The sequence below is a fragment of the Croceibacterium sp. TMG7-5b_MA50 genome (assembly GCF_039830145.1).
Classification (GTDB): domain Bacteria; phylum Pseudomonadota; class Alphaproteobacteria; order Sphingomonadales; family Sphingomonadaceae; genus Croceibacterium.
On sequence record NZ_CP156082.1, the window covers coordinates 1348218 to 1361735 of the forward strand.

General features: G+C 67.9%; 14 protein-coding genes and 1 tRNA gene. 5 read left to right on the forward strand and 10 right to left on the reverse strand.

Translation table 11 applies throughout. The annotated features are described in order from the left end of the window. Positions 1 to 5: 5 nt before the first annotated feature. The 3 genes from V5740_RS06580 to V5740_RS06590 all read right to left on the reverse strand — a co-directional run bounded on the left by V5740_RS06580 (position 6) and on the right by V5740_RS06590 (position 1780). The gene (locus V5740_RS06580; RefSeq protein WP_347304268.1) at positions 6 to 578 is read right to left on the reverse strand and encodes a sugar O-acetyltransferase; all 573 of its coding nucleotides are present in this window, start codon (positions 576 to 578) and stop codon (positions 6 to 8) included. Between the two features lie 14 nt (positions 579 to 592). Next, positions 593 to 1657 carry a Glu/Leu/Phe/Val dehydrogenase dimerization domain-containing protein gene (locus V5740_RS06585; protein ID WP_347304269.1) on the reverse strand — a complete coding sequence of 355 codons (1065 nt, stop codon included), beginning with the start codon at positions 1655 to 1657 and terminating at the stop codon, positions 593 to 595. A gap of 46 nt (positions 1658 to 1703) precedes the next feature. Beyond that, positions 1704 to 1780 (reverse strand) — tRNA-His (locus V5740_RS06590). A gap of 199 nt (positions 1781 to 1979) precedes the next feature. On the opposite strand from V5740_RS06590, the gene V5740_RS06595 reads away from it, so the two are divergent. Then, a complete protein-coding gene (locus V5740_RS06595; protein WP_347304270.1) occupies positions 1980 to 2615 on the forward strand; it encodes a 2OG-Fe(II) oxygenase in 636 nt (211 codons plus the stop codon). 6 nt (positions 2616 to 2621) lie between these two features. Here V5740_RS06595 and V5740_RS06600 read toward each other — a convergent pair whose 3' ends face one another. Together V5740_RS06600 and V5740_RS06605 are read right to left on the reverse strand one after the other, a co-directional pair. Then, entirely contained in the window at positions 2622 to 3293 is a 672-nt protein-coding gene (locus V5740_RS06600) for an MBL fold metallo-hydrolase (protein WP_347304271.1), read from the reverse strand. 35 nt (positions 3294 to 3328) lie between these two features. Next, positions 3329 to 4003 carry a S24 family peptidase gene (locus V5740_RS06605; protein ID WP_347304272.1) on the reverse strand — a complete coding sequence of 225 codons (675 nt, stop codon included), beginning with the start codon at positions 4001 to 4003 and terminating at the stop codon, positions 3329 to 3331. Positions 4004 to 4133: 130 nt separating this feature from the next. On the opposite strand from V5740_RS06605, the gene V5740_RS06610 reads away from it, so the two are divergent. Further along, positions 4134 to 4319 (forward strand): hypothetical protein, encoded by a 186-nt coding sequence (locus V5740_RS06610; protein ID WP_347304273.1) that lies wholly within the window; start codon positions 4134 to 4136, stop codon positions 4317 to 4319. A gap of 32 nt (positions 4320 to 4351) precedes the next feature. Beyond that, positions 4352 to 4744 carry a hypothetical protein gene (locus V5740_RS06615; protein WP_347304274.1) on the forward strand — a complete coding sequence of 131 codons (393 nt, stop codon included), beginning with the start codon at positions 4352 to 4354 and terminating at the stop codon, positions 4742 to 4744. Between the two features lie 47 nt (positions 4745 to 4791). On the opposite strand, the gene cysS is transcribed toward V5740_RS06615, so the two are convergent. From cysS to fsa, 3 genes are read right to left on the reverse strand one after another with little or no spacing between them, the layout of a single operon-like run. Further along, entirely contained in the window at positions 4792 to 6267 is a 1476-nt protein-coding gene (gene cysS / locus V5740_RS06620; protein ID WP_347304275.1) for a cysteine--tRNA ligase, read from the reverse strand. Between the two features lie 47 nt (positions 6268 to 6314). Beyond that, a complete protein-coding gene (gene cobT / locus V5740_RS06625) occupies positions 6315 to 8135 on the reverse strand; it encodes a cobaltochelatase subunit CobT (RefSeq protein WP_347304276.1) in 1821 nt (606 codons plus the stop codon). Between the two features lie 3 nt (positions 8136 to 8138). Further along, on the reverse strand, positions 8139 to 8831 hold the full coding sequence (gene fsa, locus V5740_RS06630) for a fructose-6-phosphate aldolase (protein WP_347304277.1): 693 nt from the start codon (positions 8829 to 8831) through the stop codon (positions 8139 to 8141). 126 nt (positions 8832 to 8957) lie between these two features. On the opposite strand from fsa, the gene V5740_RS06635 reads away from it, so the two are divergent. After that, positions 8958 to 9557 carry a DUF2490 domain-containing protein gene (locus tag V5740_RS06635; protein WP_347304278.1) on the forward strand — a complete coding sequence of 200 codons (600 nt, stop codon included), beginning with the start codon at positions 8958 to 8960 and terminating at the stop codon, positions 9555 to 9557. Between the two features lie 12 nt (positions 9558 to 9569). Here the strand turns inward: V5740_RS06635 and V5740_RS06640 are convergent, their stop codons facing one another. Further along, entirely contained in the window at positions 9570 to 10274 is a 705-nt protein-coding gene (locus V5740_RS06640) for a DUF4197 domain-containing protein (protein ID WP_347304279.1), read from the reverse strand. Between the two features lie 5 nt (positions 10275 to 10279). Beyond that, a complete protein-coding gene (locus V5740_RS06645; RefSeq protein WP_347304280.1) occupies positions 10280 to 11110 on the reverse strand; it encodes an outer membrane beta-barrel protein in 831 nt (276 codons plus the stop codon). A gap of 203 nt (positions 11111 to 11313) precedes the next feature. On the opposite strand from V5740_RS06645, the gene V5740_RS06650 reads away from it, so the two are divergent. Next, positions 11314 to 13488 (forward strand): primosomal protein N', encoded by a 2175-nt coding sequence (locus tag V5740_RS06650; RefSeq protein ID WP_347304281.1) that lies wholly within the window; start codon positions 11314 to 11316, stop codon positions 13486 to 13488. Positions 13489 to 13518: the final 30 nt, after the last annotated feature.

Sequence of the window (13518 nt, forward strand, 5' to 3'; positions counted from 1 at the left end):
GCCGATCACGCGCCCGCGCGATCCTCCGGCAATAATTCGCGCACCACACGGCACGGATTGCCGGCGGCGAAGACCCCGGCGGGAACGTCGCGCGTCACCACGCTGCCGGCTCCGATGACGCTGCCCTCCCCGATCGTCACGCCCGGCAGGATCAGCGCCCCGGCGCCCACCCAGACATCGGCCCCGATGGTGACGGGCCGGCCATATTCCTGTTGCCGGCGCAGCGCCGCGTTCAGCGGGTGCATCGGCGTCAGCACCTGTGCCCCCGGGCCGAACATCACATGGTCGCCGATCGTCACCGGGCAGACATCCAGCACGATGCAGTTGAAGTTGAAGAACACGCGGCGGCCCAGCGTGATGTTGCTGCCGTAATCGCAGAAGAACGGCGGCTGCACCCACACGCTGTCACCACCCGCGCCGAAGATGCGCTGGCAGAGATCACGGCGCAACGCCCCGTCCTCCTCGGCAGAGGCGTTCAGCTGCTGGCACAGGCCGCGCACGCCATTGCGCCGCGCCACCAGATCGGGGTCGAGGGCGTCGTACAGTTCGCCCCGCACCATCTTGTCGTGTTCGGTCATGCTGGCAGGAACGCTCAGGCCCGGCCGATCAGTTCCTGCGCCATGCGGTCCGCGACTTCGTTCGCGGGGCGGCCGGTGGCCTCGCTCTGCTGCCAGATGGTCTGCAAGCGACCGGGGATCTGGTCGATGCGGCCCTGCACGTCTTCCATGTCCACGCTCGCGCCATGCTGGCGGGCGAGATATTCCAGGCTGACATTGATGATGCCGCCGGCATTGATGACGTAATCGGGCGCATACAGGATGCCCCGTTCCGCCAGCAGCGCGCCATCCGCCGCGCGGGCGAGCTGGTTGTTGGCCCCGCCCGCGACCACCCGGCAGGCGAGCTGCGGGATGGAGGCATCGGTCAGGATGGCGCCCAGCGCGTTGGGGCTGAACACATCGCACGGCGTCACCAGGATTTGGTCCGCCGGCACGCTGGTTGCGCCCAATTCGCTCGCCAATGCCTGCGCGCGGGCGCCGTCGATGTCGGCCAGCACCAGCTCCGCGCCGTCCGCCGCCAGGAGGCGGGCGACACCGCCGCCGACGCTGCCGCAACCCTGCACCGCCACGCGCACGCCCCGCATGTCGCCGGCGCCCAGCGCATGCGCCGCCGCGGCCTTGATGCCCAGATAGATGCCACGCGCGGTGAACGGGCCGGGATCGCCGCCGATCTCCCCCTCACCCGACGGCAGCCCGCAGACATGCGCACTCCGCTGGGAAATGGCGACCATGTCCGCCTCGCTGGCGCCGACGTCTTCCGCCGTCACATACTGGCCACCCAGCGCCTCCACCGCATCGCCGAACGCGGCGAGCATGGCGGGCGTCTTGGTGCGGTCGTGATCGAGCAGCACCACCGCCTTGCCCCCGCCCATCGGCAGGCCGGCCATGGCGTTCTTGTAGCTCATCCCCCGGCTCAGCCGCAGGGCATCGCGCATGGCGCCGGCAGGATCGGCATAGTGCCAGAACCGGGTGCCGCCCGCGCCGGGGCCGAGATGCGTGGAATGCAGCGCGATTATCGCGGTCAGCCCGCTGGCGCGATCGTGCACCAGTTCGACCCGCTCATGCGCGTCGTAATCGCTCTCGGTCCAGAATGCCGGCATACCTGCTCCGCTGATCGGGCGACCGGCGGGAAAGCCGATGGGCAGGTGGGGCGATTGACGGGGTTCGAACCCGCGACCTCCGGTACCACAAACCGGCGCTCTAACCAACTGAGCTACAATCGCCATCAGCCTGTCGCCGTGGGAGCGGCGCTGATTATGCCCGTGCGGCCCGCCGTCAAGCGGCGATCTGCAGAGGCTGGCGCCTGTTGCACACTTCGCGGCGGCGATGCAAATCCAAAAAGATGCGCGAGCCGGATTGCGCAAGATTATTACGTCGCCCTGCGATGCTTGCTCCGCCGCGCGGCCGTTCTACACCGGCACCATGGCGAATCCCGGAGAGACCAGCGCAGACCGATTGCTCGCCCACAAGGGTATCCGGCGCGTGCCCACGCCGCGAGCGGAACTGTTCGACCTGCCCGGCTTCCTGCCGGCACAGATGTGTGCGGACCTGATCGATCTGATCGACCGGGACCGGCGGCCCTCCACCATCGCCGATCCCAATGGTGACAATTACTTCCGCACCAGCGAGACCTGCGACCTGCCGGCCGACCTGCCGCTGGTGCAGGATCTGGAGAGGCGGCTGCATGACCTAAACGGCATCGACCCCGTCCATGGGGAACCGGTGCAGGGTCAGCGATATGCCGTGGGGCAGGAGTTCAAGGCCCACACCGACTATTTCGAACCGACCGGGCAAGATTTCGCGCAGTTTTGCTCAGTCGCGGGCAACCGCACCTGGACCTTCATGATCTACCTGAACGATGTGGAGGCGGGTGGCGCGACCCGGTTCAAGGTCGTCGACAAGATCTTCCAGCCGGAAACCGGCAAGCTGGTCTGCTGGAACAATCATCGCCCCGACGGCACGCTCAACCCCGCTACCCTGCATCACGGCATGAAAGTGAGGAAGGGCGTGAAATACGTCATCACCAAATGGTACCGCGAGAAGCCCTGGGGTTGGTGACGCACCCTACCCGCGCCCCAGCGCCGCATCGCCGACGAAGGGATTGCTCGCCCGTTCCTGCGCGAAGGTGCTGACCGGGCCATGGCCGGGGATGAAGGTCATGTCGCCCAGCGGCCACAGCTTGGTGACGATGCTGTCGATCAGCGCCTCGTGATCGCTCAACGGAAAATCGGTGCGCCCGACGGAGCCGGCGAACAGCACGTCCCCGACGAAGGCGAAGCGCGTGGGCTTGTGGACGAACACCAGGTGGCCCGGCGTGTGGCCGGGACAATGCAGCACGTCGAGCGTGATCTCGCCGAAGCTGACCGTGTCACCCTCCACCAGCCAGCGGTCCGGTTCGAACACGACGCCCGGTGTGCCGAAGCGCATGCCGTCCTCATCCAGCCGGGCGATCCAGAACCGGTCCTGTTCCTCCGGCCCCTCGATCGGCACAGCGATCTCGTTCGCCAGTTCCCCGGCGAGGCCGCAATGGTCGATATGGCCGTGCGTCAGCAGGATCTTCTCGACCGTCACGCCGGCACGCGCGACCGCATCCTTGATCTTGTCGAGATCGCCGCCGGGATCGATCACCGCAGCGCGCATCGTCTTCGTGCACCAGGCGAGGCTGCAATTCTGTTGCAGCGGGGTGACGGGAATGATCGCCGCGCGCAGCGGAGGAAGGGGCTTGGTGTCGGTCATGCCCCCTCGTTGCGCGCCGGGCGCGCCGATTGCAATCAGACGCGGCCGCTCTTCCACACGACACGGCCGATGATGTCGACCTCGTCCTGCGCCACCTCGATCGGGGCATAGGCCGGATTGGCGCTGATCAGCACCACACGACCGGGCTTGCCGATCTGCAGCCGCTTGACGTTAAGCACCTCGCCCAGCCGCAGCACATGGATGCCTTCCCGGAACGGGCGCGGCGTGCGGTCCACCAGGATCTCGTCGCCATCCTTCAGCAGCGGGTCCATGCTGTCGCCCGACACGCGGATGGCCGACAGCTTGGTCGGGTCCAGCCCCTGTTCGCGCAACCAGCGGCGGCTGAACATCATGGTGTCGAAGGATGTTTCCTGCGCCCCGACGCTGCCCGGCCCGGCGGATGCCTCGATCGCCATCCGGTCCAGTTCGACCCACTGATCGCTGTCCACCGCCAGGCTGCCGCCGAGGCCCGCCACATTGGTGACGGGAGGCGGATCGTAGGATTTATACTCCGGCGCACCGAGATGCGACTCACTGACATTGAAGAACTGAGCCAGCCGGCGCCGGTCCTCCTCCTCCAGCTTACGGGGGCTGCCCTTGGTGATATATTGCTGCAGATACGTGGCATTACGCCCGAGCATGCGCGACAGCGCGGCAAGGCTGGTGCCCTTTTCCCGCGCCAGATCGGCCAGCTTTTCCCGCGGATCCATGGTTTTTTCCTGTGTTCCTATGATGTCCCACATAGTGGATGCATTTTTCCTAGACAAGTAGGATTTTTCCCGCGATACATCGGCTCAGGCGATTCGCCTACCGGGTCAGTCTTCCACAAGTGAGGGCACAATGTTGTTGGGTCAGATCGAAGTATTCCTGGATCAAACGGGCATGGCGGCAACGAAGTTCGGGCGGCTTGCCGCACACGATCCCCGTTTCGTGCTCGATCTGCGCATGGGCCGTACGCCGCGGGATCATACGGCAAAGCGCACAGAACATTTCATGAACGACTACATGCAGCGCCACGCTGCCTGATTTTCTTCAACACATAACAGGGGGTCACCATCATGTTCACAGAAACCATCAACACCGCCGCCATCCACGCCACCGCCGCTTTCAAGAGCGCCGATGCCGGCAAGCGCCGCCGTCTCACCCCGGCCGATCGCCTGCGCGCCGCGCTGATCGCGCTGGCCGACGGCCATGGTACGGTGACCGATCATGGTGAGCGCGCCTGGGCCAGCATCACCTTCGCCGGGACCCGCCACCAGGTCACGCTGGTCTTCACCGGGGCCGACGCGATCGAGGCGGGCGAGAAGTTCGTCGCCTTCCTGCCCGAACATGACTTCGCCATTCCGGGCCAACTGGTCGCGGACGCCGCGGTCAGCGCGGTCGACCACCAGATGCTGCCGGTGGAGCGCATGGTGGTTCAGGTCGAGATCCTGATGCTTGACGACAACTGAGTTGCCGCGGGATCGGGGCGGCCTGATTCACCGCCCCGGTCCGCCCGCTACAGGCGCCACTCCCAGCCGAGCGGATCGCCGTCCATCGCCTCCACGCCCGCTTCGGTCAACCGGTCGCGCAGCGCATCGGACGCCGCGAAATCCTTCGCCGCCCGCGCCTCCCGCCGCTGGCCGAGCAAGGCTGTGATCTCGTCCTCACCGATCGCCGCCGATGACGGCCGCAGCCTGAGGTCGGCGCGGGTCAGCCGGCCGAGGTCCAACCCCAGCACGCCGTCCATCGCCGTCGCCGCCGCCAGCTTCAGCGCCGGATCGACCTTCTTGGTCGCCAGCACCTCCTCCAGCGCGGTCAGCGCAACGGGAGTGCCGAGGTCATCCGCCAGGGCCGCATCGAACCGGTCCATGGCCGGCTGCAACTTGCCCCAGTCCTGCGCCTGCGCCGCCGCCCGCGTCCATGCGGCCCAGCCGGCATCCGGCGCCCGTTCCTGCAGCGCCGCGATCGCCATCACCAGCCGCTTCAACCGGGTCAACGCCGCACCCAGCGCCTCCCAGCTGAATTCCAGCTCGCTGCGGTAATGCGCCTGCAGGCACATCAGGCGATAGGCGAGCGGGTGGTAGCCGCGCTCCACCAGCAGCGGCACGCGCAGGAACTCGCCCGCCGACTTGCTCATCTTCCCGCCGCGTTCGACCAGGAAATTATTGTGCAGCCACATCCGCGCACCCGAATTCACCGGATCGGTCAGTGAGCCGCAGCCGCAGAACGCCTGGTTCTGCGCGATCTCGTTGGGATGGTGGATCTCCCGGTGATCGATCCCGCCGGTATGGATATCGAACGGAAAGCCCAGCAGCTTGCCGCTCATCACGCTGCATTCCAGGTGCCAGCCGGGCGCACCGCGACCCCATGGGCTGTCCCATTCCATCTGCCGCGTCTCGCCGGCGGGCGTGGTGCGCCAAATGGCAAAGTCGGCCGCATTGCGCTTCCCCGCGACCGCCTCGATCCGCCCTTCGCCTTCCTCCGTATGCGCGCGCGCCAGCCGGCCGTAATCGGCGACGGTGCTCACATCGAAATACAGGCCGCCTTTCAGCCGGTAGCAATGCTTCGCCTCGATGCTGGCGGCGAAATCAATCATCGCGTCGATGTAGTCGGTGGCGATCGACCAGTGCGCCGGTTCCCGGATGTTCAGCGCGCGGATGTCGGCCCAGTACGCCTCGGTATAATGGCGCGCGATGTCCCAGATGGACTGGGCACGCGCCGCCGCCATCCGCTCCATCTTGTCCTCACCCGCATCGGCATCGTCGGTCAGATGGCCGACATCGGTGATGTTGATGACATGCGTCAGCCGATAGCCGCGCCAGCTGAGGGTGCGGCCCAGCAGGTCGGCGAAGACATAGGCGCGCATATTGCCGATATGCGGGTAATTGTAGACCGTCGGCCCGCAGGAATAGACCCGCGCCTCCCCGTCATGGATCGGCCGGAAGGGTTCGAGCTGCCGGGTAAGGGAGTTGAACAGGGTGAGTTCGGTCATGCCCCGGCGCTTGGCCCTGCATGGTGCCGCCGGTCAAGCGGCGCGCCTCAATCGGCGTCGAACAGGTCCGCCAGCTGTTCGATGATCGCGCCGCCCAGCTGCTCCACATCCATGATCGTCACCGCGCGCTTGTAGTAGCGGGTGACATCATGCCCGATGCCGATCGCCACCAGCTGCACGGGCGATTGCCGCTCGATCCAGTCGATCACCTTGCGTAGATGCGTCTCCAGGTAACCGGCACTGTTCACGCTCAGCGTGCTGTCGTCCACCGGCGCGCCGTCGCTGATGACCATCAGGATGCGCCGGTCCTCCGCCCGCGCCAGCAGGCGGCTGTGCGCCCACAGCAGCGCTTCCCCGTCGATGTTCTCCTTCAGCAGCCCCTCGCGCATCATCAGGCCGAGGTTCCGCCGGGCCCGCCGCATCGGCTCGTCCGCGCGCTTGTAGATGATGTGGCGCAGATCGTTCAGCCGGCCGGGCTGCGGCGGCTTGCCACCCGCCAGCCACTTCTCACGGCTCTGACCACCCTTCCACGCCCGCGTGGTGAAGCCCAGCACCTCCACCTTCACGCCGCACCGTTCCAGCGTGCGCGCCATGATGTCGGCGCTGATCGCGGCGATGGAGATCGGCCGTCCGCGCATCGAGCCGGAATTGTCGATCAGCAGCGTGACGATCGTGTCCTTGAACTCCTGGTCCTGCTCGACCTTGTAGCTCAATGACTGGCCTGGGCTGACGATCACCCGCGCCAACCGCGCGGCATCCAGCAGGCCCTCTTCCTGGTCGAAGTCCCAGGCGCGGTTCTGCTGCGCCATCAGCCGCCGTTGCAGCCGGTTGGCGAGGCGCGTGACCACGCCGGCCAGGCCGCTCAACTGGCTGTCGAGATAGGCGCGCAGACGGTCCAGCTCCTCGTGGTCGCACAGTTCCTGCGCCTCGACCACCTCGTCGAACTGCTCGGTATAGGGGCGGTAGTCGAACTGCTCGGGCAGGTCGGTCCATGGGCGGTTCGGGCGGCTGGGTATGCTGCCCTCCTCGCCATCCTCGCCGGCCTCACCCTCCGGCATCTCGCCGTCGCTCTCGATTTCGGAGGAACCGTCATCCTCCGCCTCGCCCTCGCCGGTCTCGCCGGTGACCTGTTCCTGGCGGCGCTCCTCGGCTGGCGATTGCTCAGTGCCCTCGTCCTCGCCATCCTCGTCGCCCAGCGCGTCGTCGTCCCCCTCGTCGGGATCGGGCTCCGCCGGCGCTTCGGTCTGCACCAGATCCAGGTGGCGCAGCATGTCGAGCGACAGGGACTGGAACGCGCGCTGGTCGCCCAGCCGCTCCGCCAGCTGCTCGAAGTCGTCGCCGATGCGCGCTTCCACCCACTCGCGCACCAGCTCCACGCCCTCGCGGGCAACCTCCGGCACCGGCTGGCCGGTCAGTTGCTCGCGCAGCATCAGGGCGACCGCGCTCGCCAGCGGCACCTGCTCCGCCTCCCGCGCCCGCGCGATGGCATCGCCACGCATGCGCTGCGCGGTGGAGGCGGCCAGATTGTCGCGCATCCCGGCGAAGGCCGTTTCGCCCAACGCCTCGTACCGCACCCGCTCGATCGCGTCGAAGCAGGCCCGTGCCACCGGATCGCCCGGCGCGACGCGGCGGTGCAGCCCTTCGTCGTGGTGGCGCAGCCGCAGGGCGAAGCTGTCGGCGAAGCCGCGCGCCTCGCGCGCCTGCTCCGCCGGCAGGCTGCGATGCGGCACGGGCACGCGCAGCGTACGCCCGGCCAGCAACGGCGTGTCGGGCGCCCAGCTGACCTCCGCCTCCGGCTCCTGCGCGATCGCGCGCGCAGCGCCGGTCAGCGCCAGCCGAAACCGGTCAAGGGGCGACTGTTCCGCCACGTATCAGCCGGCGGCCTTCTCGCCCGCCGCCTGCTCGATCTGCTTGACGATACTCTGCCCGGTGCCGGCCCAGTCCGCCATGAAGGCGTCCAGCCCCTTGTCGGTCAGCACATGCTTGAACAGGCTCCAGATCACCTTGGCCGGCATGGTGGCCACGTCCGATCCGATCCGCGCGGCTTCCAGCACATGCACCGGATGGCGGATGCTGGCGGCCAGGATCTCCGTCTCAAACGCATAATTGTCGTAGATCAGGCGGATGTCGCGGATCAGCTCCATCCCGTCGAAACCGTTGTCGTCATGCCGGCCGACGAAGGGGCTGATGAAGCTCGCGCCGGCCTTCGCCGCCAGCAGCGCCTGGTTGGCGGAAAAGCACAGCGTCACGTTGACCATGGTGCCATCGTCGGACAGCGCCTTGCAGGTCTTCAGCCCGTCGATGGTCAGCGGCACCTTGATGCAGACATTTGGCGCGATGGCACGCAGCACGTCGGCCTCGCGCATCATCTCGGCATGTTCCAGCGCCACGACCTCGGCACTCACGGGACCGTCGACCAGCGCGCAGATCTCCCGCGTCACGGCGATGAAATCCTTGCCGGACTTGCTGATCAGCGACGGGTTGGTGGTCACCCCGTCCAGCAGGCCGGTTGCGGCGAGTTCGGCGATTTCTGCTGTGTCAGCCGTATCGACGAAGAATTTCATGGTCGTTGGTGACTCCTCTGCCGTCAGGCGCTTGCGGCGCTACGCGCCGGACGTATAGGCGCGCTCATGCTCCGCACAACCGGGTTTATCCGCGCTTTCTGCATAGGCGTCGCCGGAATTGCGGCGATGACCGCGTCCGCGGCGCTGGCGAATGACGATACCCAGTACTGGCAGTTCCTGATCCTCAATGCCGCGGCCGGGAAGGATGGACGCTTGACGTTCGAGATCAGCCCGCGCGCCCGCGCCGATGCGGTGGGCGACGAACAATTGCTGACCCGTATTACTTACGATCACCGGCTGAACGATCACGTCACGATTGGCGGGGGTAGCGCCTTCGTCGGCGCGGTCGGGCCGGACGAGATCCGCCCGCACCAGCAACTGATCCTGACCAGCGGCATGGTAGAGGCGCGCACGCGGGTGGAGGAACGGTTCTTCGTCGGCGCGGACCGCATGGCCGTGCGCCTGCGGCAACGCCTGCAACTGACGGTGCCGCTCGCCCGCGCGGTCCGGGGTCTCATCTCAGGGGAAGTGCTGTACAATGCGCGCACGCAGAACGTGGGCATGCCGACGGGGGTCGATAGCTGGCGCTTGCGCACCGGCCTGCAATATCGCCTGGCTGACCAGCTGGAGGTAACCGGATCGTATCTCCTGCTACTCAGCCCGCGTGGCGTACGCGAAGATCAATGGAGCCATGTGCCGCAGATCATGCTGACCTGGCGCATGTAGCCGCATCGCCGGCTAGAGAGCAGCGGCGGCGCCGAACACGCCGGTCAGCACGGGGTCGCGCGTTCCGACCGGATCGGCACGGATACCACCCTCCTCCCGGCCGATCTCGCTCCAGATCGTGTCCTCCACGGTGGTAGCAAGGCCGCGCACGATGGCGGCACTATCGACCCCCGTCGCGGCATTGAGCAATCCGCCCAGCAGCGGATCGGACAGGGCGCCCAGCACCTCGTCCACCTCGGGCAGCAGCACGGATAGCAGGCGCCCGCCAAGTTCGCCGCGCAGATACTGCGTCGCTGCAGATGGCCCGCCGTTCACGATCGCCAGCGCGTTGCTGATGCCGATCGTGCGCACCGCGTCCGTCACCACGGGCGCCGCGCGGTAGCTTGCGTCGATCGCGGCGCCGGCGAAGACGTCGCCCATCCGCTGCCGGAACAGCGGAGATGCCAGCACGCGGGTCAGCGCGTCGCCCCGCGCACCCATGCGGTCGGACAGGTCGGCACGGGCCAGCGCCTCGTCCCAATAGCCGCCCGGTGCGGTCAGCCGGGCGAATGCCCGCTCGCTCGACAGCAGCAACAGGCGCCTGACCGCTTCGGTCAGGCTGATGCCGGGGCCGCCGGCGGCACAGCCGGCAAGGCCCAGCGGCAAGGCGGCGGCCAGCCCCGCCGCCAGCGCGCCGGCCATTACGGTCCGGCGCGTCGGGACAGGGCTGGCCGCCATCCGCATCAGAAGCGGAAGTTGACGTTGGCGGTCAGACCATGCGTCTTGAAGCGGCCGTTCAGCCGTTCGATGTCGGTGCCACCGGCGCCGCCGATCAGGAACGGGTTGGTCGCCGGCGCGCTACCGCGGCCCACCGCCACCTGGAAGTCGTCAGCCTTCAGGTTGCGCCACTGGTATTCCAGGCCCAGCGATACGTTGTCGGTCAGCTTGTGCTCGTAGCCGCCGCCCAGGACATAGCCCCACGCGCCTTCCTCGTCGTTGTTCGGCGTGAAGCTGTTGGCGGTGTTGGTGGTGGTGAAGCGGTTCTGCACGCGCGCCCAGGCGAGACCGCCCGTGGCATACAGCAGGCCGTCGCCGGAGGTCACGCCGGCGCGGGCGCGCAGCGATGCCTGGTTCCGCACGGTGCGGGTGAAGGTGTAGGACGCCGGCGTGGTGCTGAACCCGCTGACATAGTTGCGCAGCTTGCTCTGCGTGTAGTCGGCGACGACACCCAGAACCACCGGGCCGACCTGACGGTCGTAACCGGCGCGCACGCCCGCCAGCCAGGAATCCTGGTCATCCTCGCAACCGTTGGCCGCGACGCCGCTATTGGCGTTGCCGTCGCAGAAGCCGGGGCTGAAGGCGTTGGCACCCGCGGCGGTGCGAACGGTATCGGTGAAGTTCTCATCGCCATTGCCGTCGAACACCAGCGTCTCGCCGCTGTCGGCTTCGGTGATGGCGTAGCCGCCCTGGATGCCGACATAGGGGCCGTCCCAGGTGGTCGTGGTGGACTGGGCCATGGCCGGCGCCGCGATCACCGCGGTGCCCACGGTCAGGGCGGTCAGGAAAGCTTTCATTCTTCGATACCTTTTCACGTTGCACATACAGCCCGTAAGCTTGCCAGCCACGAACCGCCGCCTTCCCGTTTGGCTCCCGCATTTTGTTGCGGCGAAGATGATCCGTGACCGCCATGTTGCCTTTTCGCAACACGCGCCACAGTCCATCGGACAGGCACATCGCCCTTGTCGGATGGTGGCTGTCACCCCAATGAACCCCCGGCATGACCCGCATCCGCCTCCTGCAGTTCAATCTCGCGCTCGGCCCGCTCGACTATCGGGTGCCGGAGGGAATGGAGGTGCAACCCGGCAACACCGTCGTCGCACCCCTGGGCCCGCGCCAGATAATCGGCATTGTGTGGGAACCCGACCGCCTGCCCGCCGCCGACGTGCCGGAGGCGAAGCTGCGCCCGCTGCTGGCGAAGCTGCCCGTCCCCCCGCTGCAACCCCAATTGATGCGCCTGATAGAGTGGACCGCGGACTATTACTGCGCCCCTCTGGCGGCCGTCGCCCGCATGGTGCTGGCATCGGGCGGCGCGCTGCGTGGCCCCGCCACCACCACCGAATACCGCCTGTCGGGGCACGAGGCCCAGAGTTCACTGCGCCTCACCCCGCAGCGGCGGCTGGCGCTGGATGCCCTGCAGGGGGAGCAGGCGACGATGCGCGAACTCGCCGCCCTCGCCGGCGTCAGCGAAGGGGTGCTGCGCGGCCTCGCCAATGCCGGCGCGCTGGAACCGGTGCAGGTCGATATCGACCGCCCCTACCCCCCGGCCGATCCGGACCACCACCAGCCGACGCTCAGCGATGGCCAGCAGGAGGCCGCCGCCACCATGGCGCAGGCCGTCGACGCGCAACGCTTCGCCCCCTTCCTGCTCGACGGCGTCACCGGCTCCGGCAAGACGGAGACCTATTTCGAAGCCGTCGCCGCTGCCCTGCGCGCCGGCCGCCAGACGCTCGTCCTCCTGCCGGAGATCGCGCTGACGGAGGCGTTCCTCACCCGCTTCGCCAAGCGGTTCGGCACGGCACCGGTCCTGTGGCACTCCTCGCTCAAATCCACGGAACGCCGCCGCGCCTGGCGCGCCATTGCGGAAGGGCGCGCGCAGGTGGTGGTCGGCGCCCGCTCCGCCCTGTTCCTGCCCTATGCCGATCTCGGCCTGATCGTCGTGGACGAGGCGCACGAGGTGTCCTTCAAGCAGGATGACGGCGTCCGTTATAACGCCCGCGACGTGGCGGTGATGCGCGCCCGGTTCGAACAGATCCCGGTCGTCCTCGCCAGCGCCACCCCCGCACTGGAAAGCCTGCAGATGGCGGAGAGCGGCACCTATACCCGCCTCGTCCTGCCCAGCCGGTTCGGCGGCGCCACCCTGCCCGCGATCAGGATCGTCAACCTGACGGAGGAGAAGCCCGGCGCCGGCCGCTGGCTCGCCCAGCCGATCGTCGCCGGCATCACCGAACGCCTGCAACGCGGCGAGCAATCGCTGCTGTTCCTCAATCGCCGCGGCTACGCCCCGCTGACGCTGTGCCGCAATTGCGGCTACCGCTTCAAATGCCCCAATTGCAGCGCCTGGCTGGTCGAGCATCGCCTCAGCCGCCGCCTCGCCTGCCACCATTGCGGGCACGAGACGACGCCGCCCCCCGCCTGCCCCGAATGTGGCGAGCCCGACTGCATGGTCGCCTGCGGCCCCGGCGTGGAACGCATCGCGGACGAGGTGGCGGAGCTGTTCCCCGACGCGCGCACCGCCCTCGTCACCAGCGACACGCTGAACACGCCGGACAAGGCGGCGGCCTTTATCGCTGAGGCGGAGGCGGGCGCCGTGGACGTGATCGTCGGCACGCAATTGATCACCAAGGGGTTCCACTTCCCCGACTTGACGCTGGTCGGCGTGGTCGATGCCGATCTCGGCCTGGAGGGCGGCGACCTGCGCGCGGCGGAACGGACCTACCAGCAGGTCGCCCAGGTCGCGGGGCGCGCGGGGCGCGGCACCAAGCCCGGCGAGGTCCTGATCCAGACCCGCCACCCCGACGCGCCCGTAATCGCCGCGCTGGCGGCAGGCGACCGCGACGCCTTCTACGCCGCCGAGACCGAAGCCCGCCGCGACGCCGGCGCGCCTCCGTTCGGCCGCTGGGCCGCCATCATCGTCAGCAGCGAGGACGAGGCGGAGGCCCGCGAAGCCGCCAACCGCCTCGGCGCTACCCGGCCGGAGTTGCCCGACGTCGAAGTCCTCGGCCCCGCCCCCGCCCCGATGGCGTTATTGAGGGGCCGCTACCGCTACCGCCTGCTGCTTAACGCCCGGCGCACGGCACAGGTGCAGGCGGTGATCCGAGACTGGCTGGCAGAACATCGCCACTCACAGGGGGTGCGGGTGAGCGTGGATATTGATCCGTATAGTTTTGTGTAACCGACGTAGAAATCACTTCTTAGTGGATAA

Excerpts from the sequence above, each read along its gene's own strand:
- V5740_RS06580 (WP_347304268.1), bottom strand. The coding sequence starts at position 578 with ATGACCGAACACGACAAGATGGTGCGGGGCGAACTGTACGACGCCCTC.
- V5740_RS06585 (WP_347304269.1), bottom strand. The coding sequence starts at position 1,657 with ATGCCGGCATTCTGGACCGAGAGCGATTACGACGCGCATGAGCGGGTC.
- V5740_RS06595 (WP_347304270.1), top strand. The coding sequence starts at position 1,980 with ATGGCGAATCCCGGAGAGACCAGCGCAGACCGATTGCTCGCCCACAAG.
- V5740_RS06600 (WP_347304271.1), bottom strand. The coding sequence starts at position 3,293 with ATGACCGACACCAAGCCCCTTCCTCCGCTGCGCGCGGCGATCATTCCC.
- V5740_RS06605 (WP_347304272.1), bottom strand. The coding sequence starts at position 4,003 with ATGGATCCGCGGGAAAAGCTGGCCGATCTGGCGCGGGAAAAGGGCACC.
- V5740_RS06610 (WP_347304273.1), top strand. The coding sequence starts at position 4,134 with ATGTTGTTGGGTCAGATCGAAGTATTCCTGGATCAAACGGGCATGGCG.
- V5740_RS06615 (WP_347304274.1), top strand. The coding sequence starts at position 4,352 with ATGTTCACAGAAACCATCAACACCGCCGCCATCCACGCCACCGCCGCT.
- cysS (WP_347304275.1), bottom strand. The coding sequence starts at position 6,267 with ATGACCGAACTCACCCTGTTCAACTCCCTTACCCGGCAGCTCGAACCC.
- fsa (WP_347304277.1), bottom strand. The coding sequence starts at position 8,831 with ATGAAATTCTTCGTCGATACGGCTGACACAGCAGAAATCGCCGAACTC.
- V5740_RS06635 (WP_347304278.1), top strand. The coding sequence starts at position 8,958 with ATGACCGCGTCCGCGGCGCTGGCGAATGACGATACCCAGTACTGGCAG.
- V5740_RS06640 (WP_347304279.1), bottom strand. The coding sequence starts at position 10,274 with ATGGCGGCCAGCCCTGTCCCGACGCGCCGGACCGTAATGGCCGGCGCG.
- V5740_RS06645 (WP_347304280.1), bottom strand. The coding sequence starts at position 11,110 with ATGAAAGCTTTCCTGACCGCCCTGACCGTGGGCACCGCGGTGATCGCG.
- V5740_RS06650 (WP_347304281.1), top strand. The coding sequence starts at position 11,314 with ATGACCCGCATCCGCCTCCTGCAGTTCAATCTCGCGCTCGGCCCGCTC.